Source organism: Salegentibacter holothuriorum (genome assembly GCF_900168045.1).
Classification (GTDB): Bacteria; Bacteroidota; Bacteroidia; order Flavobacteriales; family Flavobacteriaceae; genus Salegentibacter; species Salegentibacter holothuriorum.
Genome location: NZ_FUYY01000002.1, coordinates 220,848 through 236,082, shown reverse-complemented (window position 1 = coordinate 236,082; position 15,235 = coordinate 220,848). Strand labels below are relative to the sequence as shown.

Annotated in this window: 19 protein-coding genes; 8 read left to right on the top strand and 11 right to left on the bottom strand. The window is 36.0% G+C overall.

The window, feature by feature from the left end:
• Positions 1-218: 218 nt before the first annotated feature.
• On the top strand, positions 219-2,600 hold the full coding sequence (locus tag B5X51_RS05380) for a TonB-dependent receptor (RefSeq protein ID WP_079719866.1): 2,382 nt from the start codon (positions 219-221) through the stop codon (positions 2,598-2,600).
• Between the two features lie 48 nt (positions 2,601-2,648).
• Here the strand turns inward: B5X51_RS05380 and B5X51_RS05375 are convergent, their stop codons facing one another.
• On the bottom strand, positions 2,649-3,083 hold the full coding sequence (locus tag B5X51_RS05375) for a Rieske (2Fe-2S) protein (protein ID WP_079719865.1): 435 nt from the start codon (positions 3,081-3,083) through the stop codon (positions 2,649-2,651).
• A gap of 116 nt (positions 3,084-3,199) precedes the next feature.
• Here B5X51_RS05375 and greA point away from each other — a divergent pair, with 116 nt between their 5' ends.
• The 3 genes from greA (at position 3,200) to B5X51_RS05360 (ending at position 4,580) form a co-directional block, all read left to right on the top strand.
• Positions 3,200-3,676, top strand: coding sequence for a transcription elongation factor GreA (gene greA / locus B5X51_RS05370; protein ID WP_079719864.1), 477 nt, complete (start codon positions 3,200-3,202; stop codon positions 3,674-3,676).
• Positions 3,677-3,780: 104 nt separating this feature from the next.
• Complete coding sequence (locus B5X51_RS05365) at positions 3,781-4,170, top strand: HIT family protein (protein ID WP_079719863.1); 390 nt, start codon at positions 3,781-3,783, stop codon at positions 4,168-4,170.
• A 23-nt stretch (positions 4,171-4,193) separates the two neighbouring features.
• Positions 4,194-4,580 (top strand): acyl-CoA thioesterase, encoded by a 387-nt coding sequence (locus tag B5X51_RS05360; RefSeq protein WP_245828706.1) that lies wholly within the window; start codon positions 4,194-4,196, stop codon positions 4,578-4,580.
• Here B5X51_RS05360 and B5X51_RS05355 read toward each other — a convergent pair.
• Positions 4,577-5,731 (bottom strand): sensor histidine kinase, encoded by a 1,155-nt coding sequence (locus B5X51_RS05355; protein ID WP_079719861.1) that lies wholly within the window; start codon positions 5,729-5,731, stop codon positions 4,577-4,579. The genes B5X51_RS05360 and B5X51_RS05355 overlap by 4 nt on opposite strands.
• A 112-nt stretch (positions 5,732-5,843) precedes the next feature.
• Here B5X51_RS05355 and B5X51_RS05350 point away from each other — a divergent pair, with 112 nt between their 5' ends.
• The 3 genes from B5X51_RS05350 (at position 5,844) to aat (ending at position 7,913) form a co-directional block, all read left to right on the top strand.
• A complete protein-coding gene (locus B5X51_RS05350) occupies positions 5,844-6,722 on the top strand; it encodes a flavin reductase family protein (protein ID WP_079719860.1) in 879 nt (292 codons plus the stop codon).
• Position 6,723: 1 nt separating this feature from the next.
• A complete protein-coding gene (locus B5X51_RS05345; protein ID WP_079719859.1) occupies positions 6,724-7,098 on the top strand; it encodes a DUF3127 domain-containing protein in 375 nt (124 codons plus the stop codon).
• 167 nt (positions 7,099-7,265) lie between these two features.
• Positions 7,266-7,913 carry a leucyl/phenylalanyl-tRNA--protein transferase gene (gene aat / locus B5X51_RS05340; RefSeq protein WP_079719858.1) on the top strand — a complete coding sequence of 216 codons (648 nt, stop codon included), beginning with the start codon at positions 7,266-7,268 and terminating at the stop codon, positions 7,911-7,913.
• Between the two features lie 34 nt (positions 7,914-7,947).
• Here aat and B5X51_RS05335 read toward each other — a convergent pair whose 3' ends face one another.
• The 8 genes from B5X51_RS05335 to B5X51_RS05300 all read right to left on the bottom strand — a co-directional run bounded on the left by B5X51_RS05335 (position 7,948) and on the right by B5X51_RS05300 (position 12,683).
• Positions 7,948-8,529, bottom strand: a complete 582-nt coding sequence (locus B5X51_RS05335; RefSeq protein ID WP_079719857.1) for a DNA-3-methyladenine glycosylase I — start codon at positions 8,527-8,529, stop codon at positions 7,948-7,950.
• A 2-nt stretch (positions 8,530-8,531) separates the two neighbouring features.
• Positions 8,532-9,242, bottom strand: a complete 711-nt coding sequence (locus tag B5X51_RS05330; protein WP_079719856.1) for an energy transducer TonB family protein — start codon at positions 9,240-9,242, stop codon at positions 8,532-8,534.
• Positions 9,243-9,272: 30 nt separating this feature from the next.
• Positions 9,273-9,986, bottom strand: a complete 714-nt coding sequence (gene truB / locus B5X51_RS05325; RefSeq protein ID WP_079719855.1) for a tRNA pseudouridine(55) synthase TruB — start codon at positions 9,984-9,986, stop codon at positions 9,273-9,275.
• A 14-nt stretch (positions 9,987-10,000) separates the two neighbouring features.
• On the bottom strand, positions 10,001-10,795 hold the full coding sequence (locus B5X51_RS05320; protein WP_079719854.1) for an undecaprenyl-diphosphate phosphatase: 795 nt from the start codon (positions 10,793-10,795) through the stop codon (positions 10,001-10,003).
• 6 nt (positions 10,796-10,801) lie between these two features.
• Positions 10,802-11,053 (bottom strand): DUF3098 domain-containing protein, encoded by a 252-nt coding sequence (locus B5X51_RS05315; protein WP_079719853.1) that lies wholly within the window; start codon positions 11,051-11,053, stop codon positions 10,802-10,804.
• 166 nt (positions 11,054-11,219) lie between these two features.
• The gene (locus B5X51_RS05310; RefSeq protein ID WP_079719852.1) at positions 11,220-11,555 is read right to left on the bottom strand and encodes a hypothetical protein; all 336 of its coding nucleotides are present in this window, start codon (positions 11,553-11,555) and stop codon (positions 11,220-11,222) included.
• A 217-nt stretch (positions 11,556-11,772) separates the two neighbouring features.
• Positions 11,773-12,402, bottom strand: a complete 630-nt coding sequence (locus B5X51_RS05305) for a metallophosphatase domain-containing protein (protein WP_079719851.1) — start codon at positions 12,400-12,402, stop codon at positions 11,773-11,775.
• A 68-nt stretch (positions 12,403-12,470) separates the two neighbouring features.
• Complete coding sequence (locus B5X51_RS05300; protein ID WP_079719850.1) at positions 12,471-12,683, bottom strand: hypothetical protein; 213 nt, start codon at positions 12,681-12,683, stop codon at positions 12,471-12,473.
• 181 nt (positions 12,684-12,864) lie between these two features.
• On the opposite strand from B5X51_RS05300, the gene B5X51_RS05295 reads away from it, so the two are divergent.
• A complete protein-coding gene (locus tag B5X51_RS05295; protein ID WP_079719849.1) occupies positions 12,865-14,388 on the top strand; it encodes an AsmA family protein in 1,524 nt (507 codons plus the stop codon).
• Here B5X51_RS05295 and B5X51_RS05290 read toward each other — a convergent pair.
• On the bottom strand, positions 14,385-15,215 hold the full coding sequence (locus tag B5X51_RS05290; protein ID WP_079719848.1) for a universal stress protein: 831 nt from the start codon (positions 15,213-15,215) through the stop codon (positions 14,385-14,387). The two genes, B5X51_RS05295 and B5X51_RS05290, sit on opposite strands and share 4 nt — an antisense overlap.
• Between the last annotated feature and the right edge of the window lie 20 nt (positions 15,216-15,235).

Below are 15,235 nucleotides of genomic sequence, written 5' to 3'. Positions count from 1 at the left end.
CATTTGCCCCCAATCTCAAAGGGGTGCCACTTAAGTGTGGCTGAGATCATACCCAAAGAACCTGGGCGGGTAATGCTGCCAAGGGACATACGCATAACGCGTAAAAAGTATGTACTCCTGAAAATGCCAAAACACCGGTGGGCAATTTCAGGATTTTTTTTATCTAATTTTAACCAAGGAATAATAGCCCCTTTTATTCGTAAAATAATTTCTTACGAATGAAATCTTTATTATTTTTTAGTGGCCTCTGCCTTTTCTCATTGCAAGCCTTAGCTCAAACACACATTTTAGAGGGTAAAGTTACCCGCGGGGAAACCCCGGTAGAAGGAGTGGCCGTTTATGCCGTAGAATCTGGAAAAGGAACAGCTACAGATGAAAATGGTAAATATAGCCTGGAGCTTAAAGAAGGTACTTATCAGCTTGTGTTTTCTTATGGAAATCAGAAAAGTTTAAAAGTAGAGCTCAATCAAGATCAAACCTTAAATGTAGACCTTGCAGACGCGCAGGAGGTTTTAGATGAGGTTCTTGTATCTTCCTTAAGGGTAACCGCCCAATCTCCCATTACGTATAGTAATCTTAGTAACGAAGAAATTGAAGACCGTAACCTGGGCCAGGATATTCCTATTCTTATGAACTATATGCCCAATGTGGTTACTACTAGTGATGCGGGAGCCGGTGTAGGATACACAGGGCTTAGGGTGCGTGGTAGTGGAACTACAAGTACAAATGTTACTATAAATGGAATTCCATATAATGATGCAGAAAGCCTTGGATCTTTTTGGGTTAACCTGGGAGATTTTGCCTCCTCTGTAGAAAACTTACAATTACAGCGGGGTGTAGGTACTTCAACGAACGGAGCAGGTGCTTTTGGTGCAAGTCTTAATATTTTAACCGACGCTTATAGCGAAGAAGCAAATGCCGAAATTGCCAATAGCTATGGTTCTTTTAATACCCACAAACATACACTTAAATTTAGTACAGGTTTATTAAACAACCACTGGGAAATTGCAGGGCGTGCTTCCCAAATTAAAAGCGATGGATATATAGATAGAGCCAGCAGCGATTTAAAATCCTACTTTTTACAAGCTACTTATGTAGACGATAATACACTGGTTAAAGCTATAACTTTCGGGGGAAGTGAAAGAACTTACCAGGCCTGGTACGGGATAGATGGGGAAACCCTGGAAAATGACCGAACCTATAATCCTGCTGGAGCATACACAGATGAGGATGGAAATACTAAATTCTACGATAACCAAACCGATAATTATAAGCAAGATCATTATCAGCTATTATGGAACCAGGAATATAACAGTAACTGGTCTTCTAACCTCGCTTTCCACTATACCTATGGTCGTGGTTATTATGAAGAATATGAAGAGGATGCCACTTTAAATGAATTTGGACTTCCAAATTTTCAGGCTAATGGAGAGGAAGTTACTACATCAGATTTGGTAGGAACTAAATGGTTGGATAACGATTTTTTTGGTACCACTTTCGCTTTAAATTATAAAGATAGTGATTGGGATGTGAATTTTGGCGGTGCCTGGAATAGGTATATAGGAGATCATTTTGGGGATGTGATTTATACTCGTTTTGCTCTTAATAATGATCCTTATGAGCCATATTATGAAAACGTGGGAAGAAAAACAGATTTTAATCTCTACGGAAAAGCAACCTACGCAATTTCAGAAAAACTGGCCGGTTATTTAGACTTGCAAATTAGAACAATAGATTATGAGACCGAAGGGGTTTTATCTGAAGGAAACGAATTCCTTATAGACGATTCTTTTGCTTTTTTTAATCCTAAAGCGGGATTAACCTATGCACTAAACAATCAAAATCAATTCTATTTTTCTTATGCGCGCGCCAACAGAGAGCCAAGAAGGAGTGATTATGAAAATGGCGAACCGGAACATGAAGAACTGAACGATTATGAATTAGGTTGGAGACACAGTACCCCAAGCGTTCAGGTAAATACTAATTTATACTATATGGATTACCAAAACCAATTGGTACTTACAGGTGGTATTGACGATGTAGGAGCTTTTATTCGTGAAAACAGCGGGAATAGTTATCGTTTAGGGCTAGAAATAGATGCGGTAATTAGACTTTCAGAGAAAGTAGTACTAAGACCAAACCTGGCTTTAAGCCAAAACAAGAATACAGATTTTGTATCTACCTGGAATGGGGAGCTTGTAGACTTTGGAAATACAGATATCTCTTTTTCGCCTTCTATAGTAGGAGGTAACCGAATTAGCTATCTGCCGGTAAACGGCCTGGAGCTAAGCCTACTTTCTAAATATGTAGGTGAGCAATATATGAGTAATATTGAAGCCAAAACATCTAAACTGGATGCCTATTTTGTGAACGATTTTAATATTCAGTATACCTGGAGAAATGCACCTTTATTTAAAGAGGTGGTATTTACAGGATTGGTCAATAATATTTTTGGCGAAGAATATGTTTCTAACGGCTATTATTACACTTTTAATGTAGAGAATCCAGACAATTCAACTGGGGTGCAAACTTTAGATGGTGCCGGGTACTATCCACAAGCTACTACCAACTTTTTAGGCGGAATTACTTTGAAATTTTAATTTGTTTGTCGCCTCTCTCCTTCTTTTTAATGGGAGGGGAGGGGTTTTTTAATTATAAACCTCAATCATATTTCCGCGGCGTTCAATTCGGTAAGGTTTCATAGCGTACTCGCCTTCGCCTTCTAATAATTCTCCGGTAATAATATTATAGGAATTACCATCTTCACAATTACAAGTAGCAACTACCCCTTCAACGCTCATTGCAGAACAAGTGTTTGGCGGATGATTTGGGTCGCTTAGTTCGAAGGCAGTGTATTGTGAATTATTAATATTATACACCACCACTCCGCGTATACCTTCATTATAAGTTACAAAACTATTTCCAGGAAATTGAAGGTCATTGTATTCGGGAAAATCAAGGTTTAGTTGAAGCCTGAAATTTAAATTGATAAGGTTAGGGTTATTAAGCGAATTATCATCATTTGTGGAGCACCCATTAAAAATTATTGAAAATAGAAGTAAAACGAGTATTTTTTTCGTCATATCGGCAAATTTTTCGCTAAATAATATTATTGTTTTCAAGGCGTAAATTTATTATATTTGTTAAACAAATCCCGTCGTGCTATGGGATTTTTTCTATTTATATAAACGATGACGTTATGAGCAAAGTATCTTATTATACTAAAGAGGGGCTAAAAAAGTTGAGAGATGAACTAAATCAGCTACGTGATGTAGAAAGGCCAAGAGCTTCTGAAGCTATTGCCGAAGCCCGGGATAAAGGAGATTTGAGTGAAAATGCAGAATATGATGCTGCTAAGGAAGCACAGGGTCTTTTAGAGATGAAAATTTCTAAAATGGAAGAAGTGGTTGCAAACGCAAGGGTTATTGACGAGTCTCAGTTAGACACTTCAAAAGTGCTGGTGCATTCCCACGTAAAAATAAAGAACCAAACCAATGGAGCCGAAGTAAAATATAAGCTGGTAGCCCAAAGTGAGGCTGATCTTAAAGCAGGTAAAATTTCGGTAGATTCCCCAATAGGTAAAGGTTTATTGGGTAAAGAAGTTGGCGATACAGCAGAAATTGATGTGCCTAGTGGTACCATGAAATTTGAAGTTTTAGATATCTGGAGAGAATAGATTTCCGGTTTTTAACAGTTTAAAAAATCCTTTTCCAATACCTTTAACTAGGGTTTTGCGAAAAGGATTTTATATTTAAGATATTAACTAATTCAATAATTATTATGGCTAGTTTGTTTACTAAAATAGTAAGGGGCGAAGTGCCTGCTTATAAGGTCGCAGAAGACAGTCAGTTTTTGGCTTTTCTGGATATAAATCCTAATGCGCGAGGTCACGTTCTCTGTATTCCAAAGAAAGAGGTGAATAAAATCTTTGAATTGGAAGAGGAAGTATATCAGGAATTGATGCGTTTTTCCCGAAAAGTAGCGATCGCTTTAGAAAAAACCGTGGATTGCAAGCGGGTAGGGATGGCTGTAGTAGGTCTGGAAGTTCCACATGTACACGTACATCTTATTCCGTTAAATAGTATGAGTGACATGGATTTCTCTAACAGTGTTAAAATGGAGGAAGAAGAATTCAAGGAATTGGCAGCATCTATTCACGTGAATCTATAATGAAGCTTGAAACTTATAAGTTAATGCTCGAGCTAAGAATAGATTGGAGCGATTTAGATATGTATAAACACGTAAATAATATTTCGTTTATGCGTTATATGCAATCAGGTCGTGTAAATTTCTGGGAGGCTTCCGGGATTTACGAAATGTATGAAGAAAGTAGTATTGGCACCATGTTGGTTTCTACACACTGCGATTTTAAAAAGTCGTTGTATTATCCCGGTAAGGCCATTGTAAAAACCAAACTCGATTTTATTAAAAATAGTAGTTTCGGCTTAAAACATTTGATCTTAGATGAAGTAAATGAGGTTTGTGCCGAAGGGAAAGACGTGGTGGTTTGTTACGATTTTAAAAAAAATAAAAGCTGTAGGATTCCTGAAGCTTTAAGAGAGAAGCTTTCTGAGTTTTAAACTTTTCTAAGGGAGATCTTAAAAGTTGTACCTTTGTTAATCTCACTTTCTTCTACTTTAATTTTGCCGTGATGGTAACTTTCAATAATTCTTTTGGCTAGAGATAATCCCAATCCCCATCCTCTTTTTTTACTGGTATGGCCGGGTTCAAAAATAAGGTTGAATCTGCTTTTTTCCAGCCCTTTTCCTGTATCCTTAATAAGGATATGTGCCCATTTTTGATCTTCCTGAATACTAATATTTAGTTTTCCCTTTCCGCGCATAGCATCTATAGCATTTTTCACAAGATTTTCTATAGTCCAGCTGTAAAGTTGCTGATTTAACATTACTGTTATATTCCCCTCTGGAACATCTAAAGAAAAATCTATAAGTCTTGAGCTTCTGGTTTTTAAATAATCGAAACTTTGTTGCGTAGCTGCAATAATATTTGTTTTTTCTAAAATTGGAGAAGAGCCTATTTTAGAAAATCGCTCTGTAATAGTTTCCAGCCGCGTAATATCTTTTTCCATTTCGGCTATATAAGACTCATTTACATTTTCCTGTTTCAGGATTTCTGTCCACCCAATAAGCGAAGATAATGGGGTGCCAATTTGATGCGCTGTTTCTTTAGCCATTCCGGCCCAAAGTTTATTTTGCTCGCTAGATTTGGTAGTGGTATAAAAGAAATAAACCACCCCAATAAAGAGAAAGCCTATTAGCACTAATCCTATGGGATAATACTTAAGGCTATTTAGAACAGGTGAATTTCCATAATAAATATATTGTTTCTCTCCATTTCCAAGGTTGATAATAATAGGTTCATTTTCATCTTTTAAACCTGCTAATAAATTTTCGGCACGTTTTGCATCTTCTAACTTTCCTGGATCTATATTGGTGGTATACGCAATCTTCCCATCGGCATCAGTATGAATAATAGGTATAGAAGTATTGTTGTTTAAAATTTCAAGAATAAGATCCAGATCGGCATCTTCTGGAGGAGGCTCCCTATCAAGTGCTTCTTGTGCTTTAGCCCAGACGCTCATTTTTGCTCTTTCGTCTTCTTTTAAACGCTGAAAAAAAATACTGGTATTCCATAATACTAGGGCTACAACAATAAAGCACGAGATAATAATAAACCAGCGATTAAATCTGCGTTCGTCTGTGAAGTTCATAAAGGCTTTTAAGCTTTGAAAGATTTAAAGATAAGCGTTTTTAAACGAATTTTATTGCATGCCCCGGCTTTTCATTCCCTAATGGTTTCGTTACCTTTGCCAAAAAATAAGTATGCTTACAATAGATCCTAAGGAGGTTAGCACAGGAAAACTTCATAGATATTTGCTGGGAGCCATTGGGCCAAGGCCCATTGCTTTTGCCAGTACGATAGATGCTGAAGGTCGACCAAATTTGTCACCTTTTAGTTTCTTTAATGTCTTTGGTTCTAACCCGCCTACCCTAATTTTTTCGCCAGCCAGAAGGGGGCGTGATAATACGGTAAAGCATACTTACAATAATGTGAAAAATATAGATGAGGTGGTGATCAATATTGTGAATTACGATATTGTGCAGCAAATGTCTCTTTCCAGTACGGAATATGCTGAAGGCGTAAACGAATTTGAAAAAGCAGGCTTTTCAATGCTGAAATCGGAACTGGTAAGACCATTTCGGGTAGCTGAATCGCCAGTGCAATTTGAGTGTAAAGTAAAGCAGGTTGTTGAAACTGGCCAGGAAGGTGGTGCCGGAAATCTTGTGATTTGTGAAGTACTTAAAATGCATATTAATGAAAATATTCTGGATGAAGAAGGTTTTATAGATCAGCATAAAATAGATCTCGTTGCGAGAATGGGCGGGAACTGGTATAGCCGTGCCAACCTGGGAATGTTTGAGGTGCCAAAACCACTTTCTAGTTTAGGGATTGGAATAGATGCTATTCCTGCTGAAATTAGGAAAAGTAAAACCCTAACCGGTAATGATCTGGGTAAACTGGGAAATGTAGAAGCACTCCCAAAAGATGAAGAAATTGCGAGTTTTATAGCAGAAAATAAAGATTTAGAAGAATTGGTAAAAACCAATAATAAAAAAGAGATTCATACACAGGCACAGTTATTTTTGGAGAAAAATGATACAAATGCTGCCTGGAAATTATTATTAGCAAAAACAGATTAAAATGGAAGTACAAGGCAAGATTAAATTGATAGGAGAAACTAAAACCTTTGGAAATAATGGTTTTAGAAAAAGAGAAATGGTAGTAACTACCGAGGAGCAATATCCACAACATATTATGGTGGAGTTTGTACAGGATAAAACAGACTTACTTAACAATTTTCAGGTAGGACAGCCGGTAAAAATTGGAATTAACCTAAGAGGTAGAGAGTGGGTAAGCCCACAGGGCGAGACAAAGTACTTTAATTCTGTTCAGGGATGGAGAATAGAAAATTTACAGGCAGAGCAGTCTGCCGGAGGGCAGAATGTACCGCCACCAGATAATTTTGAACCTGCCAACAACCTAAATGAAGAAGATTATGACGATCTTCCCTTTTAGTCGTTTTTTGAAAGAAAATCAAGTAATTTTGAATTAAATAATTGAATTTTTCTAAGTTTCACCTCAGGGTGAAATTAGATTCAAATTATAAAAAGCTTAGCATCCTATTAAGATGGCTAAGCTTTTTCTTTTTGTACATTTCCTATTCATTCAATAATACCGGTTAATTGCATTTTTTAGATCATAACGAAAAATTCCCGCCCATTTCTGAAGCAGATGAACATGGACTGTTGGCTATTGGTGGAGAGTTGAGTATTCCACGATTGATCTATGCATATAATCATGGGATTTTTCCCTGGTATGATGCCTCTCAACCTTTACTATGGTGGAGTCCAGACCCCAGAATGGTTCTTTTTCCAGAGAATTTAAAAGTATCAAAGAGTATGAGACAGTTGCTGAGGAAAGAGAAATTCACAGTAACTTTTAATAAAGATTTTAGAGCTGTAATAGAAGCTTGCGCCGAAATAAGACGTGCTGGCCAGCACGGCACCTGGATTACCCAGGAAATGATAGATTGCTTTGGGGATTTACATGAACTTAATATAGCGCACTCTGTAGAAGTTTGGGAGGAAGGTAATTTAGTTGGCGGTCTATATGGAATTTATCTGGAGGATAAGAAGGTTTTCTGTGGGGAAAGTATGTTCACCAGGGCAAGTAACGCTTCTAAATATGGATTTATCACCCTGGTGAGAAAATTAAAAGAAGACGGAGTTAAACTCATAGATTGCCAGGTATATACCCAGCATTTAGAAAGTCTTGGCGCAGTGGAAATTTCACGGGACCAATTTCTTAGCTTTTTAGATTCCCCTGCTTAGATTTTAACCAGAATATCGCTTAAATAAAAGCTAGCTATTTTTCCAGGTCTTTCACTTCTGAATGTCTAAAACAAGATATTTCGTGATCGTTCACCATTCCCGTAGCCTGCATATGTGCGTATATTACTGTGGAGCCTACAAACTTAAAGCCCTTCTTTTTAAGATCTTTGCTTAACTTATTACTAATCTCGGTAGTTGCAGAGGCTTCTTTGTAGTTTTCAATTTTATTCTGTATAGGTTTGCCATCAACAAAGCTCCAAATATATTTACTAAAACTACCATGTTGTTTCTGAACTTCTATAAAAGCCCTAGCATTGGTTACCGTGGCTCTAACCTTTAACTTGTTCCTTATAATTCCAGAATCTTGAAGTAATTCCTGAATTTTTTCTTCGGAATAATTAGCTATCTTTTTATAATCAAAATTATCAAAAGCTTCCCTAAAGTTTTCGCGTTTACGCAACACCGTAATCCAGCTTAAACCAGCCTGAAAGGTTTCGAGGATTAGGAACTCAAAAATAGTATCATCATCATACACGGGTACACCCCATTCATTGTCGTGATAAGCTTCGTAGAGCTCATCCCCTTCACACCATCCGCAGCGGTTTAGTTTTTCCATTCTTAAGGTTTAAAATTGTAAGTGATCGTACCTGGTTGTTCATTCCTGCCGGCTAACCGCGAAAACCTGGCGTTAAGGGCATATTCGAGTGCTTTTTCTGTTAAACATTCGTTGTCTGAGTTTGAGCTTGCTTTGTTGATATCAGTATCTATAACCCGTCCTTCAGCATTTACAGTAATATTCACCACAATTTTCCCTGGATTGTCGCAGGTATAAATAGGATTTGGGATGGAAACGGCATTTCTTCCGCGAAGCGAAAATGAAATAGAGCTATTTCTTAAACTCCCTGATTTTCTTGAAATATCTTCTGAAGTATTATCACCATCAGATCTTTTTTTGTCTGTTTTTTTACCGGTAGCGAAGGTCCCATTTGTAGAAGCATCATTTTCATTGTTTGAGGCTTCTTCTTGTTGAGCACTATTTTTTTTCAGAATTTCGTCCAGTTCCCTGTTAAAATTCTCTTCCCGTGCTTCCTGGTTTTCGTTAAATGCTCTATGCGTTTTCGGTGAGTTTTCGGGGATTTTATTTTTAGGTTCTTCTACTGGATTTTCTTCCTTAGTTTCTTTAGCTTTGGTATATTCTTCCAAATCTACCAGCATCTGCTGCTCAATTTCTTTCTGCTGTGATAAGTTGAAATTATAAAGTCCAAGAATTAATACCGAACAAAAAAGTACGGTAATAATGAGGGCTTTATGTTTTTCGAAAAAATCCATGCTATAAAACAAAACCTAAGCAGGTTTATTTTATGCTGAAGGTAATAATTTTTCAAAAGACTCCAGGTCTAAAGCATTATCTATAGTGAATTCTCCAACACGAGTACGCTTTAAGGAAGAAAGATAAGCGCCAGAGTGAAGCGAGAGCCCAAAATCGTTAGCCATACTTCTTATATAGGTGCCTTTACTGCAAACTATTTTAAAATCTACTTCGGGAAACCTTGGTGCGTCAACCTCAAATTCTTTTATGGTAACAGCTCGGCTTTCTACTTTTACATCTTCTCCTTTTCGAGCATATTCGTAAAGTCGTTTTCCATCCTTTTTTAAAGCTGAGAAAACTGGAGGTACCTGCTTGATATCCCCAGTGAGTTTAAGCGCAGCTTCCTCTAGATTTTCTTTAGAAATATGGCTTGTCTCAAAAGTTTTGTCAACTTCAGTTTCCATATCAAAAGAAGGAGTGGTGCCCCCCAGGGTAAAGGTGCCGGTATATTCTTTTTCGGTTCCCTGTAGTTCGGGAATTCTTTTGGTGAATTTCCCGGTACAAATAACCAGAACACCGGTTGCTAAAGGATCTAAAGTGCCGGCGTGGCCTACTTTAATTTTTTTTATTCCGCAGCTTTTTCTAATTAGCCAACGTACTTTATTCACCAGCTGAAAAGAAGTCCACTCCAGGGGTTTGTCAAAAACGAGAATTTTGCCGTTCTTAAAATCTTCAGGAGTAAATTTTTCAATTTCTGTAGTCATAAAATTTTCGATTTCTAATTATAATAGGCAACGGCTATAGAGACAATTCCGGCAATAAAGCAGTAAATAGCAAAATAGGAAAGTTTACTTTTTCTAACAATACTTATCATCCATGTGCAAGCCGCTAGTCCAGCTATAAAGGAAGTGGCAAAACCTATTGCAAGAACAGAGAAAGAAGTAGAACTTTCCATTAAATTACCGTCTAAAAGGTCTTTTGCAATTTTTCCTAATATTAAAGGCACTACCATTAAAAACGAAAATCTAGCGGCTTTGGTTTTATCGTTTCCTAATAATACCGAAGTAGAGATTGTAGCACCGCTTCTTGAGATTCCGGGTAAAATTGCGATTGCTTGTGCAACACCTATCACAAAAGCATTATTGTAACTTACCGGTTTGCTTGTGTTTTTGGCTTTGTCTGCCAGCCACAATAGGAGCGCTGTAACAATAAGCATAAACCCAACAAATATTATATTTCCGCCAAATAAACTTTCTAATTGTTCTTCAAAGAAAACTCCGATTAGGGCTGCTGGAACCATAGACAGCACAATTTTTAGAGAAAATTTAAATTCTTCATTCCATTTAAACTGGAAAAGTCCTTTAAAGATTTCTACAATATCTTTTCTAAAGACCACTATGGTACTCAATGCGGTTGCAGCGTGAAGAATTACGGTAAAAAGTAAAGATTCACTAGGTATACTGTTATCGCCTAATAATGCCTTACCTAGTTCTAGATGGCCGCTGGAAGAAACGGGTAGAAATTCAGTTAGCCCCTGGATAATTCCCAGTATGGCCGCGTCTAATTCGTTCAATGTGGTTTACTTTTTGGGATTTAAGAGAATTGCATATACTTCTATGGCGAAACCAAGAAGTACTAAGGTTGGAGCCAAACGAATGCGTTGAAAGTTATAAATGTCGGGATTAAAAGTATTTGGATCGTCACTACCACCCCCGGCCATAAGCATAAACCCAAGGCTTATTACGGCCAGACCAATAAACATGAACATATAATTCTTTTTTTCAAAAATGAAATATTTTTTATGATCTGTGGGCTGTTGATTTTTACTCATAGTATCTGGTTAACGCTGCAAAAATAATTGAATTGTAACTTTAGGTACGAAATTTCAAAATTAACTAATTTTAGTTAAATCATTAGTAAGCTGAATAATTAATTGTGGAATAATAAAAAAGCCATACGCTACTACGTATGGCTCTAAATTTTAACTGCTTAAAGTATTAAGCTGCGTTAAATATGTTATAATGATTTAAAGCTTCGTGGTAAAACCCCACGCTCTTTTCATCTTTCTTTAAACAAGATTTTAGAAAACGTTCTAAGTCCTGGCATTCAAAAGTGATTCCAGTATATTTTCTTTTTCCCACCGGTATTTGTAAGTCTACGGTATGCTCTTTATAGTTAATTCTAACATTCTTAGCATCAAAATATTTTTTGATAATAGCACGGTGCAGTATAGTGAAATTTGAATTTTCTTCTGAATTCAAGTGAAAGATACTATAGGAAATTAAGCTTTTAAAATCATCGAGCGTTTCATTGGGATTAATATTGATTTTCATAGGTATTGGTATTATAGGTGTTAGCGTTGGCTAAATTACACTTAGATTTCTTTATCTCTGTTAAAAAAGATTTAATAAAGCTATGATTAGCAAATATTTAACGACTAAAGTCGCTTTTTTAAATTTAATTAGGTTTCGCAGATTTTTTAATGAGGGAAATATCCTACAATAAAATTAGGGGTATTTCTTTATAACGATGGAAAGAAGTTTTTTGTATTTATTTAAGCTCGATGCTCAAGGGTTTATGTAGGTATCTGTCTTTATTATCCAGGCAGGAAGCATTAATAAATTTTGTTCCTGAAATAGAAGTAATCCCATAAGAATCGTGAACGTGCCCAAAAATATGGAATCCTATTTGGCGTTTTTGAAGCGCTTTTAATAGAGCCGCACATCCCACGTGCTTCCCATTGTTTAATACATCTTTAACCTTATAGGGTGGAGTATGGGTAATAAGAACTTGAGTGTCTTCGGGAATTTGCTCCCAATGTTCACTTATATTTTGAGTTTGTTTTTGATTAAAAGCCCAGGTGCCGTCTCCAGGTGTTATGGGAGAACCCCAAAACTTAATATTATTGATGCATACACCATTGTTCTTCAAATAAAATACATTCTGTGGAACGATTTCCTGAATATTTTTATCCTCATTTTTTTCCAAATAGAAATCGTGGTTGCCGGCAATAAATATTTTATGTTGGTGTGGCTGTGAAGAAAACCATTCCAGAAAATCTACCACCTCTCTTTTGGTGCCACCTTCGGTAATATCTCCTGCATGAATTAAGACATCACCATCAGGAATTGGGATTTGATTGTGTTTATTATGAGTATCTGAAATACAAATTAGCTTCATAGTGGGGAATATAAAAAAAATCCGAAGAAAAAAATCTCCGGATTTAATATACTGATAGTTTATAAAGTCTACTCGTTATCTTCTTCTTCCGAAGAAATATAATCTTTATCTACTGGTAGTAATTTATTGGTTATTTTGGTTAAAGAAAAAGCGATAATTACCGCTGTTACTGCAAAGAAAAGAAACTTGATAAGGAGACTATCACTAAGCGCAAAGCTATATACCGCTAGAAAGATTTCTGCGGCTATGAATACTACTTTGATGCTTAATTTAAAAATCATGATTTCTATTGGGGTTGTCGGGCAAATATACAATCAAAAACTATTGATAATTTGATGTTTATAGTCTTTTGCTAAAATTTAACGCAAAGAAAACTTTGGGGTTAATTTTTTAAGTTAAAAACTCTTAAACAAGGAGGCTTAGTGTTTTGAAATTGTAAATTTCAGTTGTAAAAAATGTAATTTGAAGAAAAGATCTAAAATAATTCTCGGTTTTATTGTTATTCTTTTTGTGCTGGTTCTCGCTATTATTGGGGGTAATCTATTTATAGAAAATAAAATAGAAGTTGCCCTGGAGGAAAGCCTGGAGAAGGCCGAATTTGAATATGAAAATTTGAATGCGAGTATTTTAGGTAGAAGCGCTTCCTTGAGTAAGGCTGTTTTTAAGAAAAACGGTATACAAATTTATGCAGAGGAGATAGAACTTGATGGGATTGATATTCTGGCATACCTAAGCAATAAGAAAATTCAAATTTCTAGCCTAAAACTTATCAAACCTGAAGTAACAATTTATACCGAAGCCCAGAAAGAAAAGAAAAAAGATTCCTCTAAAAATGGAGATTCAACAAAATTAGACCTGTTGATCAAATCTGTAGAGGTTGCTAATGCTAGCTTTAAAATGGCTAAAAACGATTCGGTTAAAAATCAGCTTTTTGCCAGCATTCCGTCGCTTAATATGCAAGACGTAAGCGCAGATAAGGAATCTTTAAAAAATGGGTTTCCGTTTAATTATGAGCAACTTCAAATGGCTTCAGACAGTTTGTTTTTTAATCTTAACACACAACACGATCTTTTTGTGGGGAATATAAAAATGGATAGTGGTTCGCTTACTTTCAGCAAAATTAATATTAAACCCTTGTATGGTAAACAGGAATTCCAACAGCATATCCCGTACGAGAAAGATAGGTTTGATCTAAGCATAGAGAAATTGGTGCTTAATTCTTTCAGCTGGAATCTGAAAAATGATTCGCTTAGCCTATTAAGTGAAAAAGTGAAAATAGCGAATGGAGATATAAAAATTTACCGTGATAAGCGAGTAAAAGATGATACGCGCCAAAAGCCCATGTATAGTAAAATGATTCGGGAGTTACCTATTAAATTAAAGCTGGATACCATTAAGGTAAAGGATCTAGCTATACAATATGAAGAATTGATTAAGGCTAAAAGAGGGGCGGGGAAGGTTACTTTTAAAAATCTAGATGCCAGTATTTATAATATTACGAATATGGGAATTTCTAAAAAGGATTTTCCCAGAACCGATATAGATGTGCAAACCCAGTTTATGGGAGAGGCTAATCTTAATGTAAATTGGAATTTTGATATCTCTAATAGAGCAGATGTATTTACTATTTCGGGACAAATGGACAGGATTTCGAGCGAAGGAATTAATGAATTCTTGAAGCCGGCCTTAAATGTGAAATCTGAAGGTGGAATTAGAGATATGCGATTCAACTTTACTGGAAATAGCCAAAGATCTACCGGTGATATGAAGCTGATTTATGATGATTTTAAAGTAGAAGTGCTTCAGGAAGACGGGGAAGAAAAGAATAAGTTCCTTTCTGCCTTAGCAAACCTAATAGTTAATAACGAGGCAACTTCAGCAGAAAAGGAACAGAAAAACATAAAGACCCAGCGTACCCAAACCAAGTCATTCTGGAATTATTTATGGAAAAATATAAGAAATGGTGCTTTAAAATCTTTTATTTAGATTTTAAAAGTTACTACCGGCATATTGGCGTGGTTTACTAGATCTTCGCTTATGCTTCCATTAAAAAAATGTGCCAAACCTTTATGTCCGTGAGTACCAATTCCAATTAGGGTTTTCTGTTTTTTTAGAGCAAAACTTAAAATCCCTTTTTCTACACTTATATCGTTGTAAATATGTATTTTAAAATCTTTTACCTTCGTGTTTGAAACAAAGTTTTCTATACGCTTTCTAACCTCTGTACTGGTAATAAAATTATTTGGAGTGTTAATAAAAAGTATGTGAAATTTAGCTTCGGTGAGCTTTGAAAAATCATAAGCGGCTTCCAGGGTTCTTTTGTCATTCGTGTCTGCATCTGTGGCGAAAATAAAATTCTCTATCTCAAATTTTTCATGTTCATTTTTTATTACAAGTACAGGAATGTTGGAAGAGCGAACAACTTTCTCTGTATTGCTTCCAATAAACATTTCTTTAAAACCGCTAGCCCCATGAGAACCCATAATTATAATATCACATTTATATTCCTCGCTTACTTCCATAATGCCATTAAAAGCTTGATGAAACATTACCGTTTCATGAACTTTTATGTCTTTTAAAAAAGGTTTAGCCATAAGTTTAGTAAAACGTTGGTGGGCTAATTTCATAAAGAATAGAGATTCCGGTAAATTTTGACTATTACCTCCACCTACTGGATCTATAAGCTGCATAGGTAATTCCAACATATGTAAAAGATAGATTTCACTTTGATGTTTTTTTGCTAAATGGGCAGCAATTTTTAATGCATGTTCTGCAGTATCGGAAAAGTCGGTTGGAACGAGGATCTTTTTCATAAATTCTTCTAAGAGATTAA

Bases quoted from the DNA above. Each gene is read 5' to 3' on its own strand.
- B5X51_RS05380 (WP_079719866.1), top strand. From the start codon at position 219: ATGAAATCTTTATTATTTTTTAGTGGCCTCTGCCTTTTCTCATTGCAA.
- B5X51_RS05375 (WP_079719865.1), bottom strand. From the start codon at position 3,083: ATGACGAAAAAAATACTCGTTTTACTTCTATTTTCAATAATTTTTAAT.
- greA (WP_079719864.1), top strand. From the start codon at position 3,200: ATGAGCAAAGTATCTTATTATACTAAAGAGGGGCTAAAAAAGTTGAGA.
- B5X51_RS05365 (WP_079719863.1), top strand. From the start codon at position 3,781: ATGGCTAGTTTGTTTACTAAAATAGTAAGGGGCGAAGTGCCTGCTTAT.
- B5X51_RS05360 (WP_245828706.1), top strand. From the start codon at position 4,194: ATGCTCGAGCTAAGAATAGATTGGAGCGATTTAGATATGTATAAACAC.
- B5X51_RS05355 (WP_079719861.1), bottom strand. From the start codon at position 5,731: ATGAACTTCACAGACGAACGCAGATTTAATCGCTGGTTTATTATTATC.
- B5X51_RS05350 (WP_079719860.1), top strand. From the start codon at position 5,844: ATGCTTACAATAGATCCTAAGGAGGTTAGCACAGGAAAACTTCATAGA.
- B5X51_RS05345 (WP_079719859.1), top strand. From the start codon at position 6,724: ATGGAAGTACAAGGCAAGATTAAATTGATAGGAGAAACTAAAACCTTT.
- B5X51_RS05335 (WP_079719857.1), bottom strand. From the start codon at position 8,529: ATGGAAAAACTAAACCGCTGCGGATGGTGTGAAGGGGATGAGCTCTAC.
- B5X51_RS05330 (WP_079719856.1), bottom strand. From the start codon at position 9,242: ATGGATTTTTTCGAAAAACATAAAGCCCTCATTATTACCGTACTTTTT.
- truB (WP_079719855.1), bottom strand. From the start codon at position 9,986: ATGACTACAGAAATTGAAAAATTTACTCCTGAAGATTTTAAGAACGGC.
- B5X51_RS05315 (WP_079719853.1), bottom strand. From the start codon at position 11,053: ATGAGTAAAAATCAACAGCCCACAGATCATAAAAAATATTTCATTTTT.
- B5X51_RS05310 (WP_079719852.1), bottom strand. From the start codon at position 11,555: ATGAAAATCAATATTAATCCCAATGAAACGCTCGATGATTTTAAAAGC.
- B5X51_RS05305 (WP_079719851.1), bottom strand. From the start codon at position 12,402: ATGAAGCTAATTTGTATTTCAGATACTCATAATAAACACAATCAAATC.
- B5X51_RS05300 (WP_079719850.1), bottom strand. From the start codon at position 12,683: ATGATTTTTAAATTAAGCATCAAAGTAGTATTCATAGCCGCAGAAATC.
- B5X51_RS05290 (WP_079719848.1), bottom strand. From the start codon at position 15,215: ATGAAAAAGATCCTCGTTCCAACCGACTTTTCCGATACTGCAGAACAT.